General features: G+C 45.3%; 14 protein-coding genes. 11 read left to right on the top strand and 3 right to left on the bottom strand.

All coding sequences use genetic code 11. The features are described from left to right. Window positions 1-24: 24 nt before the first annotated feature. The 3 genes from ACJ751_RS29935 to ACJ751_RS29925 are packed head-to-tail and all read right to left on the bottom strand — an operon-like array spanning window position 25 to window position 3,571. Window positions 25-1,707, bottom strand: coding sequence for a DUF4836 family protein (locus tag ACJ751_RS29935; protein ID WP_407749218.1), 1,683 nt, complete (start codon window positions 1,705-1,707; stop codon window positions 25-27). A 26-nt stretch (window positions 1,708-1,733) separates the two neighbouring features. Next, window positions 1,734-3,101 (bottom strand): histidine--tRNA ligase, encoded by a 1,368-nt coding sequence (hisS, locus tag ACJ751_RS29930; protein WP_407749217.1) that lies wholly within the window; start codon window positions 3,099-3,101, stop codon window positions 1,734-1,736. Beyond that, window positions 3,101-3,571: a low molecular weight protein-tyrosine-phosphatase gene (locus tag ACJ751_RS29925; protein ID WP_407749216.1), complete on the bottom strand. Its 471-nt coding sequence runs from the start codon at window positions 3,569-3,571 to the stop codon at window positions 3,101-3,103. Before ACJ751_RS29925 ends, hisS begins: the two co-directional genes overlap by 1 nt. Before the next feature lie 197 nt (window positions 3,572-3,768). Between ACJ751_RS29925 and ACJ751_RS29920 the strand changes: the two genes are divergently transcribed. From ACJ751_RS29920 to nuoH, 11 genes are all read left to right on the top strand, one after another. Further along, complete coding sequence (locus tag ACJ751_RS29920; RefSeq protein WP_407749215.1) at window positions 3,769-4,002, top strand: hypothetical protein; 234 nt, start codon at window positions 3,769-3,771, stop codon at window positions 4,000-4,002. Between the two features lie 211 nt (window positions 4,003-4,213). Further along, window positions 4,214-5,083, top strand: coding sequence for a PstS family phosphate ABC transporter substrate-binding protein (locus ACJ751_RS29915; RefSeq protein ID WP_407749214.1), 870 nt, complete (start codon window positions 4,214-4,216; stop codon window positions 5,081-5,083). Between the two features lie 57 nt (window positions 5,084-5,140). After that, window positions 5,141-6,826 (top strand): tetratricopeptide repeat protein, encoded by a 1,686-nt coding sequence (locus tag ACJ751_RS29910; RefSeq protein WP_407749213.1) that lies wholly within the window; start codon window positions 5,141-5,143, stop codon window positions 6,824-6,826. 151 nt (window positions 6,827-6,977) lie between these two features. After that, window positions 6,978-7,385, top strand: coding sequence for an NADH-quinone oxidoreductase subunit A (locus ACJ751_RS29905; RefSeq protein ID WP_407749212.1), 408 nt, complete (start codon window positions 6,978-6,980; stop codon window positions 7,383-7,385). Between the two features lie 148 nt (window positions 7,386-7,533). Further along, window positions 7,534-8,112, top strand: a complete 579-nt coding sequence (locus ACJ751_RS29900) for an NADH-quinone oxidoreductase subunit B (RefSeq protein WP_014223195.1) — start codon at window positions 7,534-7,536, stop codon at window positions 8,110-8,112. A 6-nt stretch (window positions 8,113-8,118) separates the two neighbouring features. Next, on the top strand, window positions 8,119-8,622 hold the full coding sequence (locus tag ACJ751_RS29895; protein WP_407749211.1) for an NADH-quinone oxidoreductase subunit C: 504 nt from the start codon (window positions 8,119-8,121) through the stop codon (window positions 8,620-8,622). A 15-nt stretch (window positions 8,623-8,637) separates the two neighbouring features. Then, entirely contained in the window at window positions 8,638-9,861 is a 1,224-nt protein-coding gene (locus ACJ751_RS29890; protein ID WP_407749210.1) for an NADH-quinone oxidoreductase subunit D, read from the top strand. A gap of 32 nt (window positions 9,862-9,893) precedes the next feature. Continuing rightward, window positions 9,894-10,394, top strand: coding sequence for an NADH-quinone oxidoreductase subunit NuoE (nuoE, locus tag ACJ751_RS29885; protein WP_407749209.1), 501 nt, complete (start codon window positions 9,894-9,896; stop codon window positions 10,392-10,394). A gap of 36 nt (window positions 10,395-10,430) precedes the next feature. After that, window positions 10,431-11,795: an NADH-quinone oxidoreductase subunit NuoF gene (gene nuoF / locus ACJ751_RS29880; protein WP_407749208.1), complete on the top strand. Its 1,365-nt coding sequence runs from the start codon at window positions 10,431-10,433 to the stop codon at window positions 11,793-11,795. Between the two features lie 49 nt (window positions 11,796-11,844). Beyond that, window positions 11,845-12,933, top strand: a complete 1,089-nt coding sequence (locus ACJ751_RS29875; RefSeq protein WP_407749207.1) for a 2Fe-2S iron-sulfur cluster-binding protein — start codon at window positions 11,845-11,847, stop codon at window positions 12,931-12,933. A gap of 29 nt (window positions 12,934-12,962) precedes the next feature. Beyond that, a complete protein-coding gene (gene nuoH, locus ACJ751_RS29870; RefSeq protein WP_407749206.1) occupies window positions 12,963-14,030 on the top strand; it encodes an NADH-quinone oxidoreductase subunit NuoH in 1,068 nt (355 codons plus the stop codon). Window positions 14,031-14,052: the final 22 nt, after the last annotated feature.

Below are 14,052 nucleotides of genomic sequence, written 5' to 3'. Positions count from 1 at the left end.
TTCCTTATTTAAATATAGTGCTATTTACGGATGTAATACTGGTTCAAGCGCCGCCAGACCTGCTGCTGCCGGGTCGGTATACCTTACCTGCGCATCGCCTTGATTGCGTTTGGGATGTAAGGTTTTACCCATTGCATCCAGGTATTTGTTGAGTTGTTTCAGGCTGTTGGTGCTTTTATCAACGAGGTTTATTTCCACCTCGCCAACAAAGGCATCGTCTTTTTGACCACCGCTGACCATGAACACATCCTGCCACATGCCAACAGAAAGATCTAACGCGGCTTTAGCGCTGCTGTCAGTAATGGCAGGGGCCCCTGATCTCATTAAACGCTGAAGATCGATATAACCACCAAACGATTTACCGCTAATGCGGCTGGTGAAGGGAAAGTTATTGTTACCACCGCTTAAAAAAGCATTCACCTGCTCAGGAGAATTGCTGGCTGCAAACCAATCGTTGTTCAATTGAAAATGTACATTGTTTGTGATCTCGGGTATTGCCTGCGTCTTTTTTTGCAGAATGTTGAATAGCTTATCGAATGAAGGTTTTTCATTCACAGAAGTGGCAAACAGGATGTTTGCATGCGGCATATCATTCTTGATCACCATCGGTGCACCGCCATCAGGGTTGGGGATGGTTGTTTCGTGTTTGATCTCAAAATCGCTTACCGATAACAGTACATCGCCTTTAGTGGCTTTTGCAAATTCAGCAGTGCTGTAACCTTCGCTGCCCAGGAAGCCGTTCACCATACCATCCAAACCCATCAATTTAAGCAGGTCTAAAAAGCCTTGTGGCTGGTATTTGAAGGCAAATACGGCCACTACATTTTTTGATGGAATGCGGTTGATCATCTCGGTGCTTACCTTGCTGCCGGCATTCTTTTCCATCAGGGCTTTTAATTCCTTATTGACGAAGGCCTTTGATTTAAAGGTGATCTTTCCATTATCGAAGTTCAGGGCGGCGCCATATGCATTGCCTTCGAACAGTACGTTCATTTTAAGCAATGATAACATGCCACCGAGGCTGTTATAATATTGTTCAGCGTTTACCCAATAGTGAATATCGCCCGGTTCTTTCATTACAGAAACAAAACGCTCATCGTTGATCAGGTTGTTTTTTGAAGGCAGGTCGAACAACTCCACGGCGAATTTTTGTAAGCTATCTGTTGTAAAAGAGAAGGGTTCATTGGCATCGGGATTGGCACTGTTGAAACGGTTGCTAAGCGAAGGCATGGGCACATCGGAAATGAAAACAAAACGGTTGCTCGTCCAGGCCACCAGGCTTTTGAGACCGGTGTTCAGCACGCTTACATCACCTGTTTTAACCACTTTACCGCCTTTGTTAACGCTGGTAGCAAAGGTTTCAAAAGCAGCTGCGTCCTTTATGCCACCTTCAACGGCCATGTAGCCGCCCTGGTTTTGTTTCTTTATAAAAACGCCCAGGTCGCCCTGTACGTCAATGCCTGAATTGGCGGGGTCCTGAAGTGTTTTTTTAGCAAATGAATCGGTTTCATTAGCGTATGCTTCCTTGAACCACTCGTTTTGCTGAATTTCCTGCCAGCTTACTTTTGAGGTAAGCGACTTTACGTTAACATGTAAAGCAAAGGAGGCATCTTTAGGTATGGCTATACCTTTTTTATCGCTGCTACAGGATACGATACTGGTAAGGGCTACTGCAAGCAGTAAAAGTGATAGTAGGTGACGTTGCATATCATCAATTTGTTTAAAATACAAACTCAAATAAACAATTTATTACTAAGGTCTGCAAGCGATACGGTTTGCTGGGTGCCTGTTTTTAAATTTTTAACAACACCTGTATTATTTTGTATCTCTGCACTGCCAATAATTACAATAAATCCGATATTTTTCTTTTCTGCATATTTAAATTGCTTGTCCATCTTTACCGATTCGTGGTACAACTCGCAGCGCACGCCCTGTTTACGCAGTAATTGCATAGTGCTGAACGCTTTACTGCTTTCTTCGGCTCCCATATTAAAGAAAAGTACCTGGGTGCCGGTGTAAACGCCTTCGGGGAACAATTTCAGTTCATCCATGACATCGTAAATGCGGTCGACTCCGAAACTGATACCCACGCCGGGGATATTGGGCACGCCAAACAGGCCGGTAAGGTCGTCGTAACGACCGCCGCCGCCGATACTGCCTATTTTTACCGTCGCCGGGGCCTTGGCTTCGAAAATAATGCCTGTGTAGTAGTTCAGGCCACGGGCAAGGGTGAAATCAATAACCAGGTTGCTGACGCCGGATTGGCGGTTCACGAATTCCAGTTCTTCAATACCTTTTTTACCAGTTTCCAGGTGGCCAAGCAATTGTTCAATTTGATTCAGCTTTTCTTCATTATTACCATCTATGAGCAGGTATTTTTCGATAGTGCTGATCTGCTCCTCGTTCAATCCCCGCTGGCTCAGTTCGTCTTTTACTTTATCAAGGCCAATTTTGTCGAGCTTGTCGATGGCAATCGTGATATCGACCATTTTCTCGGCGCCACCGCAGAACTCAGCCAGGGCTGCTAGAATTTTACGGCTATTGATGCGCAGTTCAAAACCGGTTAAGCCCAGTTGGGTAAACACATCATTATATATATTCGTTAACTCCACCTCATTCAACAAGGCATTGCTGCCTACAATGTCAGCATCACATTGATAGAATTCCCGGTAACGGCCTTTTTGTGGTCTGTCTGCCCGCCAAACCGGTTGTATCTGGTAGCGTTTGAACGGAAAGGTGAGCTGTCCATGGTTCATGGCCACATAGCGTGCAAACGGGATGGTGAGGTCATACTTTAATGCCCTTTCGGTAATGCCTTTTACATTTTTTCCTTCCAGCACTTTTTCAAAATCTTCACGCGCCTGTTGGTGTTTGGCGGTATTATCGAGACCGTTATTGAGAATTCTGAAGATGAGTTTATCGCCTTCTTCCCCGTACTTGCCCATAAGGGTTTCCAGGTTTTCCATGGCCGGGGTTTCCAGCGGTTGAAAGCCGTATAATTCAAATACGCTACGGATGGTGTTAAAGATATATTGCCGTTTGCGAACCACCTCCGGTCCGAAGTCTCTTGTTCCCTGAGGTAATGAAGGTTTGTTAGACATTATGCTGTTTTGGGGTGTTTGTTTTTTTCAATGATTTTATCACAAGCTTTATCGATCATGGCATACACTTCGTGATAGCCGGGTTCGGTACCATACCAGGGATCGGGTACGTCCATATTTTTGCCGGGGTACAGCTCGTTCATCAACAGTTCTACCTTAGTAGCATCAAAATCTTTCCGCGCAATGCGTTGCATTTCTGTCAGCACATCTTCGGCCATGGCGTAAATTTTATCGAACTGTTTAAAATCGGCAGCGGTGAACCGGCGTGCGCGTTGATGGCTGATGTCGATACCATTTAATAAGGCAACTTTTTGCGATAGGCGATGCGGTTGTTCGCCAACATGATAGCCGTTGGTACCGGCGCTGTCGATGGTCCATGTCAATCCTTCCTGTTGCGCTTTGTGTTGCAGGATCCCTTCGGCCAGCGGGCTTCTGCAAATATTACCAAGGCAAACCATTAAAATTTTCATAGTCGGCAAAGATAACTGATAGTTTCTGGTTGTTGGCAGTTCGCAGAGGCTTAATAAGTTGCAGCAAAATTGCAGACTTTGGACCATTTTATGGAAATACCCTCGTTTTGCATCTCATTTTTTGAATAAAGTCATCAAACCCGGGATTTTCGTAACATGATTATTTCTTATCTTGCCCGGACCCTAAATATGTACAAATGGAAGAGGAATTTGAAGACAGAAAGCAAAAGAATTATGTAAACAGACGATCTATTATGGATCTTGGTATGGGGGTCATTTACACTGGTATGGGTTTGTTGATGGTCTTTGCGGGAAAAGTGGGACTCGACGCTGTTTTCTCTGAACCATTTAACTATATTTTCGGTGGAATATGTTTGTTGTATGGCGGGTTCAGAATATACCGGGGCGTAAGAAGAAACTATTACCGGTAGTTATTTCACTAACGCCTGCTGTAAACGACAGCGGCACAGCAATCGCAATTGGCAAATTATACTTGGTTGAAACCGTATTAAATTTTCATTAAACAAAATGGGTTTAATGCAGTTTTGCCAGGCTTTGATAAACTAAGAAGGTACTATGATGAAATGGATAGGGCAAGCTCGACAGATGTTCCGGGGATTAGTAGGGTTCGTTGGAATTAACATGATCTTAACCTCATGTCATTCAGGTTCAGGTCCCACAAAAGCCCAGGAAAGCACCACCAGTGGTACCATCCACATTAGTGTGGATGAAAGTTTTAAGCCGGTGATCGACTCTCAGATCGAAGTGTTTGAATCGCAACATCCCGATGCACATATTGTGGTACAATACAAGCCGGAGGCGGAATGCCTGCGAGATCTGAACGTTGACAGCATTCGCATGGTTGTTGTTACAAGAGGGCTGAGTGATGCTGAAGAAACTACACTTTCCAATAAGTTACAATTTAAGCCTACTTACGGTTCCATTGCTTATGACGCCATTGCGGTGATCATAAACAACGAGGTAAAGGATTCCCTGTTCACCATGCAGGACATTCGCTCCATTGCAAAGGGCACCAGCAGTTTCAAGTACAAAATGTTGCTGGATGGGAAATCGGCTACCAGCACGGTGCGGTACGTAGTAGATTCACTGTTAAAGGGTGAGGCGCTGAGCAACAATATTGTGGCTGCGCAGAATACCCAGGGGGTAATTGATTATGTTTCTAAAAATCAGGATGCTATCGGATTACTGGGCGTAAGCTGGATCGGTAATAAAGACGATACCACCCAGTTGAGTTTCCTGAAAAAAGTTAAAATTGCCAAGATCGAAGCCAGGGATGGCTCCTATGTTCGCCCGGTTCAATATAATATTGCCTATGACATCTACCCGATGATAAGACCGCTGTATTATATTTTAAAGGAAAATTATGACGGGCTTGGCAACGGATTTGCAAACTTTCTTATCTACGAAAAAGGACAGAAAATATTTAATCGGGCATATTTATTGCCTGCGAGAATGCATCTGGAGACAAGAAACGTACAGATCAGTAAATAAAACTAAATCACGGATTCCTAATATATTATAAAACACTTAAAAAAATAGCGACTTACAATGAGCAAGCGATTCATCAGTTTTGTAACCATGGTTGTACTGGGTAGCAACGTGCTATTTGCCCAGAGTGTGGAGCAGGGACGAAAGTTCTTATATTACGAACGGTACAAAAGCGCCAGGGATAATTTTGAAAAATTACTGTCCGCGAATCCGAATAATATTGAAGCAACATACTGGTTGGGACAAACCATGCTCGAGCAAAAAGATACAGTAGGAGCTAAAAATCTGTATCAAAAAGCGCTTCAAACAAATGGCAATGCCCCTCTTATTCTTGTAGGCATGGGTGAAATGGAACTGCGTGAAGGCAAAAGCAACGATGCCCGCCAACGTTTTGAAACCGCCATTTCTTTAACCAAAGGAAAAGATGTAGAGGTTTTTAACGCAATCGGCCGTGCGAACGTTGATACTAAAGCCGGCGATGCCACCTACGCCATCGAAAAGCTGAACCAGGCTACTCAGGTAAAAGGGTTTAATAGTGCCGAGACCTATCTTATTATGGGCGATGCTTACCGTAAACAAATTGATGGTGGAAATGCCATCCAGTCTTACAACAAAGCACTCGGGCTCGATCCTAAACTGGCTGCTGCCAAGCATAAGATCGCTAAAATTTACCTGACCCAAAAGAATAACGAGCTTTTCCTGTCAAACTTCGATGAAGCTATAAAGCTCGATCCCGCTTATGCGCCTACTTATTTTGAATTATTCTACTACTGGTACTTTAAAGATGTAAATAAAGCTGCTCCTTACCTGGAAAGCTATACCGCCAATTCTGATCAGGGTCCTGAAGTGGAATACCTGAAAACCGACTTCCTGTTTGCCTCCGGCAAATTTGCTGAAGCAAGAGATAAAGCAAAAAGCCTGATCACCCAGTACGGCGACAAGGTAGCGCCTCGTATGTATAAACAAGTCGCTTACGCTTGCGATACCCTGAAGGACCTTTCTTGCGCCAATCAATACATGGCAACCTACTTCGCCAAACAAAATCCTGATGATGTAGTGTCTGCCGACTACGAAGAGCTTGCCAATCTGAACCTGCAAACAACTGGCCAGGAAGCCCAGGCTTTCGCAAACCTGCAAAAAGCGGTTGATAAAGATACAGTTGTTGATAACAAGGTGAAATACATCAATAAAGCGGCTGCCCTGGCCAAAAAGCTGGGCGACCGTAAACAGGAAGCTAACTGGCTGGGTGTGGCTTATAACCTGAAACCCAATCCAACCCAAACCGACCTGTATAACTGGGGTATGGCCCACTACCAGGCCGCTAATTATAAAACAGCCGACAGCCTTTTCTGTAATGTTTACCAGGGCAAATATCCTGACCAGATCTATGGTTACCTGTGGTGCGCCAGAGCTATTCAGGCTGAGGACACTACCATGCTGAACGATAAATTTGCGCCTGCCCAGGAAAAACTGGCTGAAATGGCCATGAAGCTCGATTCTACAAAATATAAAACACAGGCTATTGGTGCATGGTCTGCTTTGACCTCCTATTATAATGATGTTAAAAAAGACCCCAAGACAGCCTTAACCTATATCGACAAGATCCTGGCCGTTGACCCTGCTAATGCTTTTGCTAACCAGGTGAAGCCTATTTTGCAAAAAGCGGCCACCAAACCGGCATCTTCTCCTAAAAAGTCAGGCAGCGGCAGCACAACCAGTAAATCTGGCACTGCGGCGAAGAAATAACGGTTAACAAACGGTAAACAAACAAATAATTGCATCAAATTCAGTCCCCTGTCAGTAAAAACTGACGGGGGATTTTTATTTTAATCCATGATAAAGTTGAAAATATAAAACCCTGTCTTATTTTTGCGCCTAAACCAAACGGGTTAATCATATGTACCTGTTACAAGTCTCCAATACCGCCGTTGCCCACGACCCTAACAGTTCCTTCTGGTATCTTCCTATTGCTATTCAATTAATTTTCGCAATCATCTTTGTTGCTGGTATGATGGGCGTTACCCACTGGCTGGGGCCCAAACGTAATACCTCCGACAAGCTGGAAACTTTTGCCAGCGGTATTAAAAGTCATGGCGACGCTCGTCAGCCCATGGCCATTAAGTACTTCCTGGTGGCGATCTTATTTGTATTGTTCGATGTGGAAGTGATCTTTTTCTATCCCTATGCAGTAAATTTTAAAGCATTAGGCTGGAGTGGCTTTGGCGCTGTTTTGATGTTCGTTGCATTTTTTCTATGTGGCTTTATATACATTATCAAGAAAGGAGCGTTAAAGTGGGAAGACTAAAACCAATGTGCAAATGGGAAAATTTGCAAATGTGAAAATGTCTATAGTACGTTCATTTAGGTAAAAAAGCAACCTTAATGAACGTTAGTTGTTATTTTGGTAGAGGTCTTTACGCATTTTGCTAATTTGGTAATTTTCAAATTTTTTTATGGCACGTCCTGTTCAATATAATATTTACGGTCAAACCGATGTGAAACTGGTAAAGGAAGGTCCTGAAGGTTATATGGGTGAAGGTTTTTTTGGCACCAGCCTCGATAAAGTGGTTGGCCTGGCCCGTAAGAACTCTATCTGGCCTTTACCTTTTGCTACCTCCTGTTGTGGAATTGAATTTATGGCTACTATGGGTTCGCACTACGATCTGGCCCGCTTTGGTTCAGAGCGCGTAGGTTTTTCACCCCGCCAGTGCGACCTGTTGATGGTGATGGGTACCATTGCCAAAAAAATGGCGCCCGTTGTAAAACAGGTATATTTGCAGATGGCAGAGCCCCGTTGGGTACTGGCCATGGGTGCCTGCGCCAGCAGTGGCGGCATCTTCGATACCTACAGCGTATTGCAGGGTATCGACCAGATCATTCCTGTGGATGTATATATTCCTGGTTGTCCTCCCCGGCCTGAAGCAGTTATCGATGGTATAATGAAAATTCAGGACCTGATAGGAAAAGAAAGCTTACGCAGACGGAATAGCGATAAGTATAAACAATTAATGGAGAGCTACGGCATTCAATAAACAGACATGGCTTTAACGAACGAATATATCAAACAGCGGTTAACTGAAAAGTTTGGCGACCAGGTTCAAAACTTTCAGGAGCCTTATGGCATGCTCACTTTCGAAGCGCCCAAAGAACTCAATCTGAAAGTGCTTCAGTTCTTATTCGATGAGGATGCACTGGCTTTCCGGTTTATGACCGATCTGCAGGCTGTTCACTATCCCGATAATAAAGGACGTGAGCTGGCTGTAGTGTATCACCTGCACAGCCTTACTGAAAATGTGCGCATCCGGTTTAAAGTGTTTACTGATATTCAAACCCCGGATGTTTTCAGCGCTACGGCACTGTTTTCAGCGGCTAACTGGATGGAAAGAGAAACCTATGATTTTTACGGAGTGAACTTTGTAGGCCATCCTAACCTGAAACGGATCCTGAACGTGGATGAAATGGATTATTTCCCCATGCGCAAAGAGTTCCCGTTGGAAGAACAAACCCGTGTTGATAAGGACGATGATATGTTTGGACGTTAATTACGAATATAATTTATGAGCGATCATCATATAAAATTACCCGAAGGCTCCATTGAGAAGCAGACCACAACCCTGAATCTGGGGCCTACTCACCCGGCTACGCATGGTGTATTTCAGAATATCCTGGAACTGGATGGCGAACGCATCATCTCGGCCGAACAAACCGTAGGTTATATTCACCGTGCGTTTGAAAAGATAGCCGAACGCAGACCGCTTTATCAGATCACCCCGCTTACAGACAGGTTAAACTATTGCTCAGCACCTATCAACAACATGGGCTGGCACCTGACCTGTGAAAAATTGCTGGGGGTAAAAACACCCAAACGGGTCGATTACCTGCGCATCATCATCATGGAACTGGCTCGTATATCCGATCACCTCATTTGTAACTCGATTGTAGGGGTTGATACCGGAGCTTATACGGGCTTTTTGTATGTGATGCAATACCGAGAACTGATTTACGAAATATACGAGGAAATCTGTGGTTCCCGCCTTACTACCAATATTGGTCGTATCGGTGGTTTTGAAAGGAACTTCACCAATACTGCATTTGAGAAGATCGAAAAATTCCTGAAAGAATATCCCAAAGTATTACAGGAGTTCGAGAACCTGTTCACCCGTAACCGCATCTTCATGGAACGTACAATAGGGTGCGGACCTATCAGTGCCGAAAGAGCGCTGAATTATGGTTTCACCGGGCCAAACCTGCGCGCTGCAGGCGTTGACTACGATGTACGGGTTCATACTCCATACAGCAGTTACGAAGAATTTGATTTTGAAATACCTGTTGGCAGCACCGGCGACTGTTACGACCGTTACCTGGTTCGTAATCAGGAAATGTGGCAATCACTGCGCATCATCGAACAGGCCATGCGTAAACTGAGCCAGTTCAAGGGAAAAGAGGCCGAGGTTTTCCACGCCGATGTACCAGAGTATTACCTCCCCGAGAAGAAGGATGTATACACGAAGATGGAAGCGCTGATCTGGCACTTCAAGATCATCATGGGTGAAATCGATATGCCTGCGGGTGAAGTATACCAGTCGGTAGAAGGCGGCAACGGAGAATTAGGATTTTACCTGATCACTGATGGTGGACGTACCCCTTACCGGTTACACTTCCGTCGTCCGTGCTTTATATATTACCAGGCATATGAAGAACTGACAAAGGGTTCTATGCTGAGTGATGCGATCATTGTAATGAGCAGCCTGAACCTGATTGCAGGTGAAATGGATGCTTAAGCCGATTATAAACATAAATTTTATCAAAGACAGTGGCTCAATTTTCTGCGGAGAAATTAAATAAGGTAAACGAGATCATTGCACGCTATCCTGCCGGAAAGCAGAAAAGCGCCCTGATACCCGTATTGCATATTGCACAGGAAGAATTTGGTGGCTGGTTGAGTTCAGAAACCATGGATTATGTGGCTTCCTTACTCAAATTAGAACCAATTGAGGTGTATGAAGTAGCTACGTTTTATTCCATGTACAACCTGAAACCGGTAGGTAAATTCGTATTTGAAGTATGCCAGACCGGTCCGTGTATGTTGAATGGCAGCGACGAGATCATTGAATATATAAAGAACAAGCTGGGCATTAAAGTAGGGGAAACAACTGCCGATGGGTTGTTCACTTTGAAAACAGTAGAATGCCTGGGCGCCTGTGGTTATGCTCCCATGATGCAATTGGGTAAACATTACCGCGAGCACCTGACCAAAGAGAAGATCGACGCGATCATCGAGGAGTGTGAAAGAAACGCCGTGACGAATAATTAATAAACCTGACAGCATAATTGCTGAAAGACATATAGAATGGGAAGAAAACTTTTATTAGAAAAAGCGCATGTTCCGGGTATCCGTACTTACGATGTTTACCGTCGTGAAGGCGGCTACCGCAGTGTAGAAAAAGCGCTCAAGACCATGAGTCCCGACCAGGTAACCGAAGAAGTAAAGAAAAGTGGTTTGCGCGGCCGCGGTGGCGCTGGTTTCCCTGCGGGTATGAAATGGAGCTTTCTGGCCAAGCCTGAAGGCGTTCCCCGTTACCTGGTTTGCAACGCCGATGAATCTGAGCCTGGTACCTTCAAGGACCGCTACCTGATGGAATTTATTCCGCATTTACTGGTAGAAGGACTGATCGTGTCGTCGTATGCGTTAGGTTCGAACAAAACATTTATTTACATCCGCGGCGAATACGCGTGGATCGTTGATATACTGGAACAAGCTATTGCCGAAGCCAAAAACAATGGCTTCCTGGGTAAGAACATCCTGGGCACCGGCTTCGACCTCGAAATTTATGTACAACGCGGGGCCGGCGCTTATATCTGCGGTGAAGAAACAGCATTGCTGGAGTCACTGGAAGGTAAAAGAGGTAACCCCCGTATCAAACCACCGTTCCCTGCCGTGAAAGGTTTGTGGGACAGCCCAACGGTGGTGAACAACGTGGAAACAATTGCCGCGGTAGTTCCCATCATCAATATCACCGGTGAAGAATATGCCAAGATAGGTGTAGGTAAATCAACCGGTACCAAGTTGATCTCCGCTTGCGGAAACATCAACAAACCCGGGGTTTTCGAAATAGACATGACCATTTCGGTGGAAGAGTTTATATACAGCGATGAATACTGTGGTGGTATTGCCAATGGCAAACGCCTGAAGGCCTGTATCCCCGGTGGTTCATCAGTTCCCATTTTGCCCGCCAACATGTTGCTGAAAACAGCCAAAGGCGAAAACCGCATGATGAACTATGAAAGTTTATCAGACGGTGGTTTTGCTACTGGTACCATGATGGGTTCGGGTGGTTTTATTGTGTTGGATGAAGACCAGTGCGTTGTTCGTCATACATTGACGCTGGCGCGTTTTTACCGCCACGAAAGCTGCGGACAATGTTCGCCCTGCCGTGAAGGAACCGGTTGGATGGAAAAGATATTGAAGAATATTGAGTACGGAAAAGGCAAGAAGAGCGACATCGATCTGTTGTGGGATATTCAACGCAAAATAGAAGGTAATACTATTTGTCCGTTAGGTGATGCCGCTGCCTGGCCGGTAGCTGCTGCCATTCGTCACTTCAGAGACGAGTTTGAATGGCATGTGCAATACCCGAACGCGGCACAGAACAGGAATTATGGGTTGGCGCATTATGCCGATCCGTTGCCAGTGGTAAGTGCTCCAAAGGCATAAGACCAGGGAAATAAATTAAAAAAATAAAATCCTCATTGGGGGTTGATATATGGCTGAAGAAAAAAAGTTATTTAAGGTAACCATCGATAACATCACCATTGAGGTGGAACCGGGAACCAGTATCCTGAATGCAGCCCGTTCGATTGGAGGGGAAATAGCGCCGCCTGCTATGTGTTACTATACCAAACTCAAAGGTAGTGGCGGTAAATGCCGTACCTGTCTGGTAGAAGTATCAGCAGGTTCAACGGCCGATCCGCGCCCGATGCCAAAGCTGGTAGCCAGCTGCCGTACCAATGTAATGGATGGCATGGTGGTAAAGAACATTACCAGCGAACGCGTACAGGATGCGAGAAAAGGGGTAGTGGAGTTATTGTTGATCAACCACCCGCTCGATTGCCCGATCTGCGATCAGGCCGGTGAGTGTCACCTGCAGGATCTGAGCTATGAACATGGTGCAGAAGGAACCCGTTACGAATTTCCACGCCGTACGTTCGAAAAACATAACCTGGGCCCCTATATACAACTGCACATGACGCGTTGCATCCTGTGCTACCGTTGTGTATTCACCGCCGACCAGCTTACCAATAAACGCGTACATGGTGTTTTAGACCGTGGCGATCATTCTGAAATTGCTACCTACATTGAGAAAGCGCTCGATAACGACTTTATCGGCAACGTAATTGACGTTTGTCCGGTAGGCGCTTTAACCGATAAAACCTTCCGCTTCAAGAACCGCGTATGGTTCCTGAAACCGGAAGATGCACACCGGGATTGTCCCAAGTGTTCTGGTAAAGTAACCCTGTGGTACCGCGGCGATGAAGTTTTCCGCGTTACCGGCCTTAAAGACCAGTGGGGCGAACTGCACGACTGGATCTGTAACGAGTGCCGTTTCGAGAAAAAGAAATCAAGTGATTGGGTGATCGATGGACCTGCCAAAATAAGTCATCATTCGGTTATCAGCGCCAATCACTACGTTGATACTGTTAAACCACACGAAGCCTTACCCGAAGTAATGGGTGGCCGCAATCCGCGCCTGTTGATGGATATTCATGAGGTGAGTGAAGTGAATAAACCGAATATCGATCTGTCGAAAATACAAGGCCCTGCGCACTCGAATGACTTTAAGAAGAAGGATTAGAACAAAAGTTGACTACATAAATAAATAAAATGCATTCTGCTTTATTAGCTATTGACTTGTTTTTAGTGATTGAGAAACTGGTACTCATCGTAGGCATTGTGTCCATTTCATTGGTAATAGCCATGTATGAAACATATGCCGAACGTAAAGTGGCTGCTTTTATCCAGGACCGCAGAGGTCCTAACCGTGCCGGCCCGTTTGGTATTTTACAACCGCTGGCCGATGGGTTAAAGCTGTTCATGAAAGAGGAGATCATTCCTAACACGTCAAACCGCTTTCTGTTCATTTTGGGGCCCTGTCTGGCAATGATGGCCGCTATGATGACATCGGCTGTAATTCCCTGGGGTGGCACACTGAATGTATTTGGCCGCCCGGTAACCCTGCAGATCGCAGATATCAATATTGGCATTTTATACGTGTTTGGTGTAGTGAGCATGGGTGTATATGGCATCATGATCGGAGGCTGGGCTTCCAACAACAAGTTCTCGCTGATGGCTGCCCTGCGCGGCGCCTCTCAGGTAATCAGCTATGAACTGCCTATGGGTCTGTCGCTGATCGCATTGCTGATGCTGACCGGTTCTTTAAAAATGAGTGAGATCGTTGCCCAACAGATGGACAGTACCTGGAATGTTCTTTACCAACCGCTGGGCTTCTTTATATTCCTGGTCTGTGCGTTTGCAGAATGTAACCGTACACCATTCGATTTACCTGAAGCTGAAAACGAATTGAACTTTGGCTACCACCAGGAATATTCATCGATGAAACTGGGTTTTTACCTGTTTGCTGAATACATCAATATGTTCATCAGCAGCGTGGTAATGGCAACCTTGTTCTTTGGCGGCTATGATATTCCATTTTTCAACGATGCCGCCCACACAGACTGGGGCAACTGGCTGGTAGCTTTACAGGGACTGGTTTTGTTGATGAAAGTGGGCTTCTTTATATTCCTGTTCATGTGGGTGCGCTGGACCATCCCGCGCTTCCGTTATGACCAGTTGATGAATCTGGGCTGGAGAGGGTTGATCCCTTTAAGCCTTATCAATATGATCGCTACTGCAGCTTTCATATTGTGGAAAAGCAACGGCTATAAGTTTTAATGGGCCGGATTTAATTGGCGTA

Origin of the sequence: Niastella sp. (assembly GCF_045805085.1) — a bacterium.
Taxonomy (GTDB): domain Bacteria; phylum Bacteroidota; class Bacteroidia; order Chitinophagales; family Chitinophagaceae; genus Niastella.
This window is presented reverse-complemented; position numbering and strand designations above follow the sequence as displayed.

What these genes read in the sequence shown, in the direction of transcription:
- ACJ751_RS29935 (WP_407749218.1), bottom strand. Translation starts at nt 1,707, where the DNA reads ATGCAACGTCACCTACTATCACTTTTACTGCTTGCAGTAGCCCTTACC.
- hisS (WP_407749217.1), bottom strand. Translation starts at nt 3,101, where the DNA reads ATGTCTAACAAACCTTCATTACCTCAGGGAACAAGAGACTTCGGACCG.
- ACJ751_RS29925 (WP_407749216.1), bottom strand. Translation starts at nt 3,571, where the DNA reads ATGAAAATTTTAATGGTTTGCCTTGGTAATATTTGCAGAAGCCCGCTG.
- ACJ751_RS29920 (WP_407749215.1), top strand. Translation starts at nt 3,769, where the DNA reads ATGGAAGAGGAATTTGAAGACAGAAAGCAAAAGAATTATGTAAACAGA.
- ACJ751_RS29915 (WP_407749214.1), top strand. Translation starts at nt 4,214, where the DNA reads ATGATCTTAACCTCATGTCATTCAGGTTCAGGTCCCACAAAAGCCCAG.
- ACJ751_RS29910 (WP_407749213.1), top strand. Translation starts at nt 5,141, where the DNA reads ATGAGCAAGCGATTCATCAGTTTTGTAACCATGGTTGTACTGGGTAGC.
- ACJ751_RS29905 (WP_407749212.1), top strand. Translation starts at nt 6,978, where the DNA reads ATGTACCTGTTACAAGTCTCCAATACCGCCGTTGCCCACGACCCTAAC.
- ACJ751_RS29900 (WP_014223195.1), top strand. Translation starts at nt 7,534, where the DNA reads ATGGCACGTCCTGTTCAATATAATATTTACGGTCAAACCGATGTGAAA.
- ACJ751_RS29895 (WP_407749211.1), top strand. Translation starts at nt 8,119, where the DNA reads ATGGCTTTAACGAACGAATATATCAAACAGCGGTTAACTGAAAAGTTT.
- ACJ751_RS29890 (WP_407749210.1), top strand. Translation starts at nt 8,638, where the DNA reads ATGAGCGATCATCATATAAAATTACCCGAAGGCTCCATTGAGAAGCAG.
- nuoF (WP_407749208.1), top strand. Translation starts at nt 10,431, where the DNA reads ATGGGAAGAAAACTTTTATTAGAAAAAGCGCATGTTCCGGGTATCCGT.
- ACJ751_RS29875 (WP_407749207.1), top strand. Translation starts at nt 11,845, where the DNA reads ATGGCTGAAGAAAAAAAGTTATTTAAGGTAACCATCGATAACATCACC.
- nuoH (WP_407749206.1), top strand. Translation starts at nt 12,963, where the DNA reads ATGCATTCTGCTTTATTAGCTATTGACTTGTTTTTAGTGATTGAGAAA.